The 14,089-nt window shown below is 71.0% G+C and carries 11 protein-coding genes; 2 read left to right on the top strand and 9 right to left on the bottom strand.

Annotated features, from left to right (window positions below; genetic code table 11):
* Positions 1 to 14: 14 nt before the first annotated feature.
* The 3 genes from uvrB to rpsA all read right to left on the bottom strand — a co-directional run bounded on the left by uvrB (position 15) and on the right by rpsA (position 5,026).
* Positions 15 to 2,126 carry an excinuclease ABC subunit UvrB gene (gene uvrB / locus GGG17_RS00890; RefSeq protein ID WP_154591923.1) on the bottom strand — a complete coding sequence of 704 codons (2,112 nt, stop codon included), beginning with the start codon at positions 2,124 to 2,126 and terminating at the stop codon, positions 15 to 17.
* Positions 2,127 to 2,184: 58 nt separating this feature from the next.
* Positions 2,185 to 3,375 carry a dephospho-CoA kinase gene (gene coaE / locus GGG17_RS00895; RefSeq protein WP_154591924.1) on the bottom strand — a complete coding sequence of 397 codons (1,191 nt, stop codon included), beginning with the start codon at positions 3,373 to 3,375 and terminating at the stop codon, positions 2,185 to 2,187.
* A 154-nt stretch (positions 3,376 to 3,529) separates the two neighbouring features.
* Positions 3,530 to 5,026, bottom strand: coding sequence for a 30S ribosomal protein S1 (gene rpsA / locus GGG17_RS00900; RefSeq protein WP_154591925.1), 1,497 nt, complete (start codon positions 5,024 to 5,026; stop codon positions 3,530 to 3,532).
* Between the two features lie 143 nt (positions 5,027 to 5,169).
* Here rpsA and GGG17_RS00905 point away from each other — a divergent pair, with 143 nt between their 5' ends.
* Together GGG17_RS00905 and GGG17_RS00910 are read left to right on the top strand one after the other, a co-directional pair.
* Positions 5,170 to 6,021 (top strand): class I SAM-dependent methyltransferase, encoded by an 852-nt coding sequence (locus GGG17_RS00905; RefSeq protein ID WP_154591926.1) that lies wholly within the window; start codon positions 5,170 to 5,172, stop codon positions 6,019 to 6,021.
* 145 nt (positions 6,022 to 6,166) lie between these two features.
* A complete protein-coding gene (locus GGG17_RS00910) occupies positions 6,167 to 7,867 on the top strand; it encodes a formate--tetrahydrofolate ligase (protein ID WP_311966329.1) in 1,701 nt (566 codons plus the stop codon).
* A 37-nt stretch (positions 7,868 to 7,904) separates the two neighbouring features.
* Here the strand turns inward: GGG17_RS00910 and mnhG are convergent, their stop codons facing one another.
* From mnhG to GGG17_RS00940, 6 genes are read right to left on the bottom strand one after another with little or no spacing between them, the layout of a single operon-like run.
* Complete coding sequence (gene mnhG, locus GGG17_RS00915) at positions 7,905 to 8,237, bottom strand: monovalent cation/H(+) antiporter subunit G (RefSeq protein WP_154591927.1); 333 nt, start codon at positions 8,235 to 8,237, stop codon at positions 7,905 to 7,907.
* Positions 8,234 to 8,602, bottom strand: a complete 369-nt coding sequence (locus GGG17_RS00920; RefSeq protein ID WP_154591928.1) for an MrpF/PhaF family protein — start codon at positions 8,600 to 8,602, stop codon at positions 8,234 to 8,236. Before GGG17_RS00920 ends, mnhG begins: the two co-directional genes overlap by 4 nt.
* Entirely contained in the window at positions 8,599 to 9,129 is a 531-nt protein-coding gene (locus GGG17_RS00925) for a Na+/H+ antiporter subunit E (RefSeq protein WP_195849069.1), read from the bottom strand. The genes GGG17_RS00920 and GGG17_RS00925 overlap by 4 nt, the downstream gene beginning before the upstream one ends.
* Positions 9,130 to 9,137: 8 nt before the next feature.
* Positions 9,138 to 10,724, bottom strand: coding sequence for a Na+/H+ antiporter subunit D (locus tag GGG17_RS00930; RefSeq protein ID WP_154591930.1), 1,587 nt, complete (start codon positions 10,722 to 10,724; stop codon positions 9,138 to 9,140).
* Positions 10,721 to 11,191, bottom strand: a complete 471-nt coding sequence (locus GGG17_RS00935) for a Na(+)/H(+) antiporter subunit C (protein WP_154591931.1) — start codon at positions 11,189 to 11,191, stop codon at positions 10,721 to 10,723. Before GGG17_RS00935 ends, GGG17_RS00930 begins: the two co-directional genes overlap by 4 nt.
* Positions 11,188 to 14,013 carry a Na+/H+ antiporter subunit A gene (locus GGG17_RS00940; protein WP_154591932.1) on the bottom strand — a complete coding sequence of 942 codons (2,826 nt, stop codon included), beginning with the start codon at positions 14,011 to 14,013 and terminating at the stop codon, positions 11,188 to 11,190. The genes GGG17_RS00935 and GGG17_RS00940 overlap by 4 nt, the downstream gene beginning before the upstream one ends.
* Between the last annotated feature and the right edge of the window lie 76 nt (positions 14,014 to 14,089).

Raw genomic sequence — 14,089 nt, forward strand, 5'->3', positions numbered from 1 at the left:
CCGGGGATCCGGAGTCAGCGCGTCGCCTCCGTCATCTGGCGGAGCTCCTTCTTGAGGTCGCCGAGCTCGTCGCGCAACCGGGCCGCGAGCTCGAAGTGCAGCTCGGCGGCCGCCTGGTGCATCTGCTGGGTGATCTCCTGGATGAGCTCGGCCAGCTCGGCCGCGGGCATCGACCGGGCCTGCTGCATCAGCGCGCCCTTGTCGCCGGTCGCGGCGCCCGCGACGGCGCCTCGCCCCTTGCCCTTGGCCCGCGACTGACCGCGTCCGCTGCCGAGGAGCGCCTCGGTGTCGGCCTCCTCCTTGGCGATGAGGTCCGTGATGTCGGCGATCCGCTTGCGCAACGGCTGCGGGTCGATGCCGTGCTCACGGTTGTAGGCGATCTGCTTGTCCCGGCGCCGGTTGGTCTCGCTGATCGCCTCCTCCATGGACGGGGTGATCGAGTCGGCATACATGTGGACCTGGCCCGACACGTTGCGGGCCGCGCGACCGATGGTCTGGATGAGGGAGCGGGCCGACCGCAGGAAGCCCTCCTTGTCGGCGTCCAGGATGCTGACGAGCGAGACCTCGGGCAGGTCGAGGCCCTCGCGGAGCAGGTTGATGCCCACGAGGACGTCGTACTCCCCCATCCGCAGCTCCCGCAGCAGCTCCACGCGGCGCAGGGTGTCGACCTCGGAGTGCAGGTAGCGGACGCGGACCCCCTTTTCGAGCAGGTAGTCGGTGAGGTCCTCCGCCATCTTCTTGGTGAGGGTGGTGACCAGGACGCGCTCGTCCCTGGCCGTCCTCTCGCGGATCTCGTGCAGCAGGTCGTCGATCTGGCCCTTGGTGGGCTTGAGGACGATCTCGGGGTCGACCAGGCCGGTGGGGCGGATGATCTGCTCCACCGTGCCGTCGCCCTTGGCCAGCTCGTAGGGACCGGGGGTGGCCGAGAGGTAGACAGTCTGCCCGATCCGCTCGAGGAACTCCTCCCACTTGAGCGGCCGGTTGTCCATCGCGCTGGGGAGCCGGAAGCCGTGGTCGACGAGCTGGCGCTTGCGGGACATGTCGCCCTCGAACATCGCGCCGATCTGCGGCACCGTCACGTGCGACTCGTCGATCACGAGGAGGAAGTCCTCGGGGAAGTAGTCAAGCAGCGTGTTGGGGGGGGACCCCGGGGAGCGCCCGTCGATGTGCATCGAGTAGTTCTCGATGCCCGAGCAGGAACCCACCTGGCGCATCATCTCGATGTCGTAGGTGGTCCGCATCCGCAGTCGTTGGGCCTCCAGCAGCTTGCCCTGCTGCTCGAACGTCGCCAGCTGCGCCTCGAGCTCGCGCTCGATCCCGCTGATGGCGCGCTCCATGCGCTCCTCGCCAGCCACGTAGTGCGTCGCCGGGAAGACGTACATCTCCTCCTCCTCACGGACGACCTCCCCGGTGAGGGGGTGCAGGGTGTAGAGGCGCTCGACCTCGTCGCCGAAGAACTCGATGCGGATGGCGAGCTCTTCGTACTGCGGGATGATCTCGACCGTGTCCCCCCGCACGCGGAAGGTTCCCCGGGTGAAGGACAGGTCGTTGCGGGCGTACTGCATGGTCACGAAGCGGCGCAGGAGCTCGTCGCGCTCGATCTCCTGACCCACCTTGAGGCGGACCATGCGGTCGACGTACTCCTGCGGGGTGCCGAGGCCGTAGATGCACGACACGGACGCGACGACCACCGTGTCGCGCCGGGTCAGCAGCGAGTTGGTGGCGCTGTGCCGGAGCCGCTCGACCTCGTCGTTGATCGACGAGTCCTTCTCGATGTACGTGTCCGTCTGGGCGATGTAGGCCTCGGGCTGGTAGTAGTCGTAGTAGCTCACGAAGTACTCGACCGCGTTGTTCGGCAGCAGCTCGCGGAACTCGTTGGCCAGCTGGGCCGCCAGGGTCTTGTTGGGCGCCATCACCAGCGTCGGGCGCTGCACCTGCTCGATGAGCCAGGCGGTCGTCGCCGACTTGCCGGTCCCCGTGGCACCCAGCAGGACCACGTCCTGCTCCCCCGCCTTGATGCGGCGGGTCAGCTCCGCGATCGCACTCGGCTGGTCGCCGGACGGTGAGAACTCGGAGACCACGTGGAAGGGGGCCACGCTCCGCTGCAGGTCGGTCGTCGGTCGCATGACGTCAGCCTAGAGCGCGGGTCTGACAGACCCCGTGTCTACAGGTGCCCGGAGGCGGCTAGGAGTGCCACCCCGTCCGGCGGGCCCACGCCTGCATGCGCGGCCAGATGTGGTTGAACCACGGCTCCTTCGCCTCGGCGTACTCCGACGTCGTGGCACAGGTGCCCGCCAGCCGGTGCTTCTCGGTCAGGTAGTCCGCGCGCGCCTGCGCGTCGGACCGCAACCAGTCGCGGTAGAGCAGGGCGTACTGCCAGCCCGCCCCCTCCGTCTCGCGCACGTGGACGTGCACGACCCGGCCCGGGTCGCAGGACCCGTGGAACCGCTTGACCCACAGCGACGGGTCGGGCAGCTCGTCCTTGACGTTGTCCATCGTGTTGTCCTTGGACCGCGGGAACCCCAGGTCCTCCAGGGTGCGGACGAACTCCGGGTCGTCGGCGTCGTGCAGGTCGGGCACCCCGATCTGCAGGTCGATGACGTCCTTGCCCGCCAGGCCGGGCACCGCGGTCGAGCCGATGTGCTCGATCTCCGGGGCCCGCGCCCCCATCGCGGCGCTGATCCGGGCGATCAGCCGGTCCGCCTGCTGGGGCCACGTCTCGTCGTACTCCACGAGGGTGGGCACGTCCGGGCGACGCGCCCGCGTGCGGGTGCGCACGTTGTCGGCATACGGCCGCAGTCGCTCCTGCCACACCCGGTCGACCTGGGTGACCAGGTCCGCGACGGACCCGTTGTTGTCGATCAGCACGTCGGCGGCAGCGCGGCGCTGCTCGTCGGTGGCCTGGTGCTCCATCCGGGCCCGCGCGTCGTGCCCGCTGAGGCCCCGCCCCTCCAGGCGCCGCAGGCGTGACTCGTGGTCGGCCTCGACCACCACCACGAGGTGATAGGCCGGACCCATGTGCTTCTCGACCAGCAGGGGCACGTCGTGCACGACGATGGCGTCCTCGCCGGCCTCGGCCATGAGCTGCCCGGTGCGGTGCGCGATCAGCGGGTGCGTGATCGCCTCGAGGTCGCGCCGGGCCCGCTCGTCGGCGAAGACGATGCCGCCCAGGGCCCCGCGGTCGAGCGCACCGTCCGGACCCACGACGCCGTCACCGAACCTCTCACGGACGGCCCGCAGCCCCTGCGACCCGGGCGAGACGACCTCGCGAGCCAGCTGGTCGGCATCGACCACCACCGCGCCCAGCTCGCCGAGGCGCTGCGACACCGTCGACTTCCCAGAGCCGATACCACCTGTCAGACCGATGCGAACCATGCACAGAGGCTACTCGCGCCCGGGCGCCGACACCCGCCGGGGGGCGCCGTGATCCTCGGCGGCGGGGACGCCACGCGCACGACGACGGCCCCGCCCACCTGGGGTGGACGGGGCCGTCGGCCGGGACCGGGCGAGGTGCGCCTGGTCTGGTGGCTCAGTTGGAGCCGGTGAGCTTCTCGCGCAGAGCGGCCAGCGCCTCGTCGGAGGCGAGGGTGCCCTCGCTCGAGGAGGACGACGACACGGACGACGCGGACGTGCTCTCGGAGCCGGAGCCGCCCGAGGAGTAGGACGTCGGGGCCTCCGGGTTGGCGGCAGCCTCGGCGTCGGCCCTGGCGGCCTCCTCGACCTGGGTCTTGTGCGCCTCCCACAGCGAGTGGGCCTCGGCGTACTGCTTCTCCCACTTCTCGCGCTGGGTCTCGAAGCCCTCGAGCCACTCGTTGGTCTCGGGGTCGAAGCCCTCGGGGTACTTGTAGTTGCCCTGCTCGTCGTACTCGGCGGCCATGCCGTACTGCGTCGGGTCGAACTCGTCGGAGACGACGGACGCGTCGTTGGCCTGCTTGAGCGACAGCGAGATGCGGCGACGCTCGAGGTCGATGTCGATGACGCGGACGAAGATGTCGTCGCCCACGTTGACGACCTGCTCCGGCAGCTCCACGTGGCGCTCGGCCAGCTCGGAGATGTGGACCAGACCCTCGATGCCCTCCTCGACGCGCACGAACGCACCGAACGGGACGAGCTTGGTGACCTTGCCCGGCACGACCTGGCCGATGGCGTGGGTGCGGGCGAAGTGCTGCCACGGGTCCTCCTGGGTCGCCTTCAGCGACAGGGAGACACGCTCGCGGTCCATGTCCACGTCGAGCACCTCGACGGTGACCTCCTGGCCCACCTCGACGACCTCGGACGGGTGGTCGATGTGCTTCCAGGACAGCTCGGAGACGTGGACGAGACCGTCGACGCCGCCCAGGTCCACGAAGGCACCGAAGTTGACGATGGAGGAGACGACACCGGAGCGGACCTGGCCCTTGCCGAGCTCCTTGAGGAAGGTGGTGCGGACCTCGGACTGGGTCTGCTCCAACCACGCGCGACGCGACAGGACCACGTTGTTGCGGTTCTTGTCGAGCTCGATGATCTTGGCCTCGATCTCCTTGCCGACGTACGGCTGGAGGTCGCGGACGCGACGCATCTCGACCAGGGAGGCGGGCAGGAAGCCGCGCAGCCCGATGTCGAGGATGAGGCCGCCCTTGACGACCTCGATGACGGTGCCGGTGACGACGCCGTCCTCCTCCTTGACCTTCTCGACCGTGCCCCAGGCGCGCTCGTACTGGGCGCGCTTCTTGGACAGGATCAGACGACCCTCCTTGTCCTCCTTCTGGAGGACCAGGGCCTCGACCTCGTCGCCCACGGAAACGACCTCGGACGGGTCGACGTCGTGCTTGATCGAGAGCTCGCGGCTCGGGATGACACCCTCGGTCTTGTAACCGATGTCGAGCAGGACCTCGTCCCGGTCGACCTTGACGATGACACCGTCGACGATGTCTCCGTCGTTGAAGTACTTGATCGTCTCGTCGATCGCGGCGAGGAAGTCCTCCTCAGATCCGATGTCGTTGATCGCGACCTGAGGGGCGGTCTTTTCGACCGGGCTGGCAGTCATGTAGTAGGAACTCCGATGGTGGACAGGTTGAATAAGTGGGATCGTGCACGTGCCCCGGGCCGCCGGCTTTCGCGCGCGGTCACGCACGAGACACCCGTCTACCCTAACGGTCCTGTCACGCACCGGTCAAAGCAGGAGGCAGTATGACGAGCGCCCACCGCGGTCGCTTCGCCGGCGTCAGCCGGCGGGACGCCGACCAGGGCGAGTCGGCCCGCGCCAACAAGGGCTGGTGGGACGCCGAGGCGGGCGACTACTACGCCGAGCACGGGGCCTTCCTCGGTGACGCAGACCTGGTGTGGGGCCCGGAGGGGCTGCGCGAGCACGACGCCCGGATCCTCGGCCCGGCCGACCGACTCGTCGGGCTCCGCGTCCTCGAGATCGGCGGGGGCGCGGCCCAGGGGGGCCGGTGGCTGGCGGGCCAGGGGGCGGTCGTCGTGTCCACCGACCTGTCCACGGGGATGCTCGCGCAGGCGCGCAGCATCGATGCGCGGCGGGCGGACGGCATACGGGCGGGGCAGCCTCCGGTGGCGCCGCTCCCCCTGCTGGCGTGCGACGCCGCCGCACTGCCGTTCGCGGACGCGAGCTTCGACCTGGTGCTGACCGCCTACGGGGCGGTGCCCTTCGTCGCCGACTCGGCCGCGGTCATGCGGGAGGCGGCGCGTGTGCTGCGCCCGGGCGGTAGGTTCGCCTTCTCCACCACGCACCCGATCCGCTGGGCCTTCCCCGACGTCCCGGGAGAGGCCGGGCTGACCGCGTCGAGCTCCTACTTCGACCGCTCCCCCTACGTCGAGGAGGACGACGTCGGCAACGCCCTCTACGTCGAGCACCACCGCACCCTCGGCGACCGGGTGCGGGAGATCACCGCCGCCGGTCTGCGCCTCGTGGACCTGGTCGAGCCCGAGTGGCCGGCGGGGCACGAGCAGGTGTGGGGCGGCTGGAGCCCGCTGCGGGGACGACTCATCCCCGGCACCGCGATCTACGTCTGTGAGCGCTGAGCGAGGGGTCGCCCAGGCCGGCGACCCGCCGCGGGACGCGACATCCGCGCCCCCTCGACGGGGGGCCGCCGTCCCGCCCGCACCCCCTCCCGGCCGGGCGACCCCGGCCGGGAGGGGGTGGAGGCGGTCCGACATACTCGCCGTCGTGGACACAAAGCCGTTTCCCTCAGACATCGAGATCGCGCGATCCGCTGATCTCGCCCCCATCCCCGAGGTCGCCGCCACCGTCGGCATCGACGCCTCGCACCTGATCCCCTACGGCCCGCACGTGGCCAAGGTCGAGCTCGACGTCATCGACGAGATGCGGGACCTGCCCGACGCGAAGTACGTCGTCATCACCGCCATCACCCCCACGCCGCTCGGCGAGGGCAAGACCACCACCGCGGTCGGGCTCGCCCAGGGCCTGGCGCGCGTCGGCCGCAAGCCGGTGCTGGCGCTGCGCCAGCCGTCGCTCGGCCCGGTCTTCGGCGTCAAGGGCGGCGCAGCCGGCGGCGGCTACAGCCAGATCGTGCCGATGGAGATGCTCAACCTGCACCTCACGGGCGACTTCCATGCCATCACCGCGGCGCACAACCTGCTCGCCGCGATGGTCGCCAACCACCTGCACTTCGGCAACGAGCTCGGGCTCGACGACATCCAGTGGCGCCGCGTCCTGGACGTCAACGACCGCTCGCTGCGGCACATCATCGAGGGCTGCGGGGCCAAGACGGACGGCGTGACCCGCCAGGCCGGCTTCGACATCACCGCGGCGTCGGAGGTCATGGTCATCATGGCCCTGGCCACCTCGCTGCGGGACCTGCGCGAGCGGCTCGGCCGCATCGTCGTCGGCTTCACCAAGGACAAGCGGCCCGTCACGGCGGAGCAGATCGGCGCGGCGGGCGCGATGTGCGTGCTGCTCAAGGACGCCCTCAAGCCCAACCTGATGCAGACACTGGAGCACACCCCGGCCCTCATCCACACCGGCCCGTTCGGCAACATCGCGATCGGCAACTCCTCGATCATCGCCGACCGCGTCGGCATCAAGGCTGGCGACATCCTGCTCACCGAGGCGGGGTTCGCCGCCGACATGGGCGCCGAGCAGTTCTTCAACGTCAAGTGCCGGGCGGCCGGGCTCACCCCGCAGGCCGCGGTGCTCGTCGCCACGGTCCGCGCGCTCAAGTCCCACTCCGGGCGCTACGAGGTCAAGGCCGGCAAGCCGCTGCCCGAGGGCATGCTGCTGGAGTCGCCCGAGGACGTCGAGGCGGGCTGCGACAACCTGCGCAAGCACATCCAGATCATCCAGGACTTCGGGGTGCAGCCGGTCGTCGCCATCAACGCCTTCCCCACCGACCACCCGTCGGAGCACGACGTGATCCGGCGCGTCGCGGAGGAGATGGGCGCGCGTTGCGCGGTCTCCACCCACGTCAAGGACGGTGGCGCCGGGGCGGAGGACCTCGCCCGCACGGTCGTGGAGGCCTGCAACGACGAGGTCCACTTCACGCCGACCTACGACTTCGAGGACTCCCTGGAGACCAAGATCCGCAAGATCGCCACCAAGGTGTATGGCGCCAACGGGATCTCGCTCGACCCGGCCGCCGCCAAGGCCCTCGCGATGTACACCGACCAGGGCTACGGCCACCTGCCGGTCCTCATCGCCAAGACGCAGATGTCGCTGTCGCACGACGCGACCCTCAAGGGCGCGCCCCGCGGCTGGACCCTGCCGGTCCGCGAGGTGCGGCTCGCTGCCGGTGCCGGCTACGTCTATGCGATCTGCGGGTCGATGATGACGATGCCGGGCCTGTCGAAGTCGCCCGCCGCGATGCGCATCGACATCGACGCCGACGGCAACACGGTCGGGTTGTTCTGACCCTCTCCGCGGGGCGAGGCCAGGGAGGGTCGGGCGGCTAGGTCCGCTCGACCTTCTCGTCGTCCCGCACGCCGGGCACCTGACCGGTGCGGACCGCCGCCCGGCTCAGCAGGTGCGAGGAGACCGGGGCGCTCGCCATCTGAAAGATCGCGACGAGCAGCAGCATCCCGACGTCGAGCGGGGAGTGCCGACCGATGCCGACCCCGAGCAGCACCAGCAGGATCCCCAGGGTCTGCGGCTTGGTCGCGGCATGCATGCGCGAGAGCAGGTCGGGGAAGCGCGCCAGCCCGATTGCGGCGCACAGGCACAGCAGCGACCCGAGGGCCAGGCAGACGAGCGCGGCGAGGTCGGCGACGGCGGTCCAGGTCATCGGTTGCCCCCGTGGTCGTCGGCGACACCCTGGTCCTCGTCGAAGCCGCTGACCTCGGCGGGCTCGGGCACGTCGGACCCGGGCCGACCGGCCTCCCGCAGCCCGAGGTCGGAGTCACCGGCGACGAACCGCGACACGGCGACCGTCGCCACGAACCCGACCAGCGACAGGGACACGAGGACCGGCAGCGTCGTCGAGTGGTCCCGCACGACCGCCTCCACCCCGAGCGCACAGATGATGACCGCCACGAGCACGTCGCTCGCCAGCGTGCGGTTGAGCACCGTGGGACCGGTCACCAGGCGCCAGAGCACGAGCAGCGCCGCCGCCAGCAGAATGGTCACGATCAGCCACACCAGCACCGTCATCGTCCGGCCTCCTCGTGCTCGCGGGTATGCCGCCCCGGCTGCGCCGGGTCCTTGCCGAGTGCGCGGTGCACGCGGCGCTCCAGCGCGGCGACCCGCTCCCGCTCGGCCTGCAGGTCCGCGGGGTCGGTGCGGTCCAGGACGTGCATCGTCAGCACCCCCGACGACGGGTCGAGGTCGACCACGACCGTGCCGGGCACGAGGGACGTCAGCTCGGCCACCACGGTGCGCAGCAGGTCGTCGTGCACCGTGAGCTGCACCTCGATCACCGCTCCGGTCCCGATCGGCCGGGGGCGCACAGCCAGCCAGGCGACCGCGAGGCTGGCCGTGACCAGGTCCTTGAGGAAGGTGCCGACCAGGACGAGCAGCCCCCAGGGGTGGACCCGGAAGCCGGACATGACGTGCGGCAGGGGAAAGAGCACCTGGACCACCAGGGCGACCAGGAGTCCCGCGAGGACGTTGCCCCACGAGACGTTGCCCCAGAGCAGGACCCACACCAGGGCGAGACCGAGGGTCGGGGTGAGACGCACGCGGCTGCTCATCGCGACACCCCGTGCAGGACGGCGGCGGTGTAGCCGTCCGGCTGGGCGAGCTGACCCGCCGCGGCATCGGTGACGTGGTAGAGCGGGCCGGCCGCGAAGGTGATGGCCACGCTGACCGCGACCAGCAGCGTGGTCGGCAGGACGGTGCCGAGGGGCAGGCGTCGTCCGGCGACCACCTCGGCCGCGCTGTCGCCGGTGACGACGATCACGTCGTCGTCACCCCCGTCGTCGTCCGGCACCGCGGCCCGTGGCGACCTCCAGAACACCCGGCCCCACACCCGGCTGATGGCGTAGAGGGTGAGCAGGCTGGTGATCACGGACCCCGCGACGAGGAGGTAGGAGAGCCAGGTGCCTGCCGCCACCCCGGCCTGGATGAGCCCCACCTTGCCGAGGAAGCCCGAGAACGGCGGTATGCCCGCGAGGTTCATGGCGGGGACGAAGAACAGGAGGGCGAGCCCCGGCGACAGTCTCCCCAGCCCGCCCAGGTGGCTGAGCGAGGTGGAGCCGCCGCGAGCCTCGATCAGGCCGGTGACCAGGAACAACGCGGTCTGGATGGTGATGTGGTGGGCGGTGTAGAAGATGGCCGACGACAGCCCGGTCTCGTTGCCGACGGCGACGCCGAAGACGAGATAGCCGATGTGCGAGACGAGCGTGAAGGAGATCAGTCGCTTGATGTCGTCCTGGGCGACGGCACCGAGGATGCCCACCAGCATCGTCAGCAGCCCGGCCCACATCAGCACGCCGTCGAGGCGACCGTCGGGAAAGAGCAGGGTCTGCGTGCGGATCATGGCGTAGACGCCGACCTTGGTGAGCAGTCCCGCGAACACCGCCGTGACCGGTGCCGGCGCCGTGGGATAGGAGTCCGGCAACCAGCCGGACATGGGGAACACCGCGGCCTTGATGCAGAAGCCCAGGAGGAGCATGCCGTGCAGGAGCCCCTGCTGGCCCGCGGGCAGGGCGCCGAGGCGCTCGGACAGCTCCGCCAGGTTGACCGTGCCCGTGGCGGCGTAGACGAGCGCGATGGCGACGAGGAACAGCAACGAGGACAACAGGTTGACGACGACGTAGTTGGCCCCTGCCCGCACCCGGGAGGCCGTGCCCCCCAGGGTGAGCAGGACGAAGCTGGCGAACAGCAGCATCTCGAAACCGACGTACAGGTGGAACAGGTCACCGGAGACGAAGGTCGTGGAGACGCCGGCGGCGAGCACGAGCATCGTGGGGTGAAAGATCGGGAGGGGCGCCCCCCCGTCGTGCTCGCTGTCGTCCGAGGCGCGGCCCTGCCCGATGGAGTAGAGCATGACCGCCAGGGTGACCGTCGAGGACACCAGGAGCATCAGCCCGGACAACCGGTCCACGACGAGGACGATGCCGTCGGCCGGGGACCAGCCGCCGGCGTTCACCACCAGCGTGCCCCGGGTGTGGGCACCCCACAGGAGCACCGCAGAGACCACCACGGAGGCGGTGAGCACGAGGGTGCTCACCATCCTCTGCACCGCCTGCTGCCCGGACGCCACGACGGTCAGCCCGGCCCCGACGAGGGGCAGCACCACGGGCAGCGGCACCAGCGGCCCTGGGTCGATCATCGGTGGTCTCCCCGGTCGTCGGTCGCCGCGTCGGCGAGGGCGTGCGGATCGGTGGTGTCGGCGTAGTCGGTGTCGGGAACCCGGTCGGAGTCGGCCAGCTGACCGATCCGGGTGTCCTCGGGATCGTCCTCGACGTTGTCGCTCGACGAGAGCTGCCAGGACCGGTGCGCGAGCGCCAGGCAGTAGGCGGTCACCGCCAGCGTGATCACGATGGCCGTCAGCACCATGGCCTGCGGCAGGGGGTCGGAGATGCCGTCGGCACCGACGGTCACGCCGTCCGCCGAGGCCTTGCCGACGATGGGTGCGCGCCCGGGTGCGCCGGAGGCGACGAGGAAGACGACGTTGACGCCGTTGCTCATGAGCAGGACGCCCAGCAGGGCTCGCACCAGGCTGCGCGCCATGAGGAGCACCACGCCCGAGCCGAAGAGGATGCCGGCGAGGACGACGAGCGTGAGGTTGACGGTCATCGGCCGGCCCTCCCGCTGATCTCGCGGTCGAGGGCGGCCCCGAGGGACCTGAGGATGTCGAGCATTAGTCCGATCACGACGAGATAGACCCCGATGTCGAAGAACACCGAGGACACCAGGTGCAGGTGGCCCACCAGCGGCAGCTCGACGTCCGCGTCCCAGCTCTGCAGGACGTCACCGCCCACCAGCATGGAGACCAGGCCGAAACCGGCGGACAGGAACAGCCCGGTGCCGAGCAGCGCCCCGGGCATGAGCGGGAGCGCGGCCCGCAGCTCGACCCGCCCGCCGGCGAGGTAGCGCACGGTGAGCGCGAGGCCGGCGACCAGCCCCGCCGCGAAGCCGCCGCCGGGGTTGTTGTGGCCGGCGAACAGCAGGTAGAGGGACCAGACCATGATGGCCGGGAAGATCAGCCGCGTGATCACGGCGAAGATTAGCGACGGCTCCTCGGTCCGCTCGCCCGTGGGCACGGCCAGCCAGCTGGGCCGGCCCTCCCGCGTGCGGTCGCGCAGACGCCTGGCCTCGTCGAGCCGCCTGCGGGTCGCCAGGACCCGGTCGTGGCTGAGGTAGATCAGGCTGGCGACCCCGGTCGCCGCGACCAGGACCACGGCGATCTCCCCCATGGTGTCCCAGGCTCGGATGTCGACCAGGGCGACGTTGACGATGTTCTCCCCGCCGCCGAAGCTCGTCGCTCCCACCGGCCACCCGGCGGACCCCGGGGGCGCCGTGCGCGCCCCCGCGGCGGCGAGGGCGGCCCCGCTCACCAGCACCCCGGACACGACGCCGAGCGCGATGCGCAGGCTGCGGTTGCCGCGGGACGGGTTGTCGTTGAACTTGCCGCTGAGCCGCCGCAGGACGAGCACGAAGACCACGATCGACACGGTCTCGACCAGGACCTGCGTCAGGGCGAGGTCGGGGGCGCCGTGGAGCAGGAACAGGACGGCGCTCGCGTAGCCCGTGACCCCGACGAGGAAGACGCCGCGCAGCCGCCGCCGGGACCGCACGGCCATGACGGATGCCAGGGCGGCCACCACGGCCACGACCGCCTGCGCAGGGGTGTCCCACCAGCGGGTGCGGGGCATCGCGCCGATGCCGAGCAGCCCGGCCACGGTGAGGCCGATGAACACGACCAGGATGAGCCCCAGCGACAGCGGCAGGGACCCCCGCTGCGCCGCGCCGGTCACCTCGATCGAGCCTCGGTCGAGGGCGCGCATCACCCAGCGGTATGCCGACACCGCGGCCGGGGGGTGGGGCAGGCGGCGCTGGGCCGTCTCGAGGGGGCGCCGCACCGCCACCAGCGCCAGGCCGACGACGACCGTGAGGACACTCAGCCACAGGGCCGGCGTCAGGCCGTGCCAGAGCGCGAGGTGGATGGGATGGTCCGAGGGGGGCCAGCTTGCGGCATACGGCTCGACGAGGTGCTGCGCGGCGCCGAGGAAGGGGCTGGCCAGCACGCTGCCCAGCCCGAGGAGGGCCGGCACCCACACGACCGGGCCGTGGAGTGCGTGGTAGGGGGTGTCCTCCCGGCCCGGCACGTCGCTCCACGCTCCGAGGAGGAAGCGAGCGCTGTAGGCGAAGGTCAGCATGGAGCCGATGACGAGCACGACGAGCACCGGCCGGCTCCACGCCTGACCGCCGTGCCAGTAGGTCTCGTAGACCGCCTCCTTGCCGACGAAGCCCAGGGTCGGGGGAAGCCCCGCCATGGACGCCGCGCACGCGACGGAGGCCGCGAAGACGACAGGCATGCGCCGGCGCAACCCGCTCAGCTGCCGGATGTCCCGGGTGCCGGTGGCGTGGTCGATCGCGCCGACGGACAGGAACAGCCCACCCTTGAAGACCGCGTGGGCGACGAGCATGGCGAGCCCGGCCACGGCGGCCTCGGCCGACCCGGTGCCGACGAGCACCACGAGGAAGCCGAGCTGGGAGACCGTGCCGTAGGCCAGCAGGAGCTTGAGGTCGACCTGCCGCAGCGCGCGGTAGCCCCCCACGAGCATCGTGGCGCAGCCCAGCACGAGGATGACGGGGTGCCACGTGGCGGCGTCGTGGAAGCCCGGCGCAAGCCGGGCCACGAGGTAGATTCCGGCCTTGACCATGGCCGCGGCGTGCAGGTAGGCACTGACGGGGGTCGGCGCGGCCATCGCCCCGGGTAGCCAGAAGTGGAAGGGCACCAGCGCCGACTTGGTGATCGCCCCGACGAGCAGCAGGGCCACGGCGACGGCCACCCCGGGGCCCGCGGGCGGGTGAGCCAGGATCGTCACCAGCGAATAGGTCCCGGCGCTCTGGCCGAGCATGACGATCCCGACCAGCATCGCGAGGCCGCCGGCCGTGGTCACCACGAGCGCCTGGGTGGCGGCGTTGCGGCTGTCCTCGAGCTGCGAGGAGTGACCCACGAGGAGGTAGGACAGGACGGTGGTGAGCTCCCAGAAGAGGTAGAGCACCAGGAGGTTGTCGCTCAGCACCAGCCCGGTCATCGCGCCGGCGAAGGCCGTCAGGTGCGCGGCGAAGCGGTCCAGCCCCGGCTCGTCGGGCTCGAAGTAACCCGCGCAGTAGATCAGGACGAGTGCCCCCACCACCCCGACGACGAGGCACATCAGCCACGCGAGGGCATCCATGCGGAGCGTCACCGACAACCCCAGCGACGGCACCCAGGTCAGGTCCTCGCGCGGCACGGGGCCCGCGGTGGCCTCGCCGGTGCGCGCCAGGGCGAGACCAGCGGTGGCGGCCGACGGCAGCGCCAGAAGCCAGAACGCTCGGGGTCCCCACAGCCGCACGAGCAGCGGGGCGCACACGGCCGCGAGCAGGTGCAGACCGACGAGGGCGAGCATCGAGCTCCTGAGGTCGTGAGGTCGTGAAAGGGTTTGGGGTCAGGGGTGGGCGCCCAGTGAACTCTAGGAGAGTTGG

Source organism: Arsenicicoccus cauae (genome assembly GCF_009707125.1).
GTDB classification, from domain to species: Bacteria; Actinomycetota; Actinomycetes; order Actinomycetales; family Dermatophilaceae; genus Arsenicicoccus; species Arsenicicoccus cauae.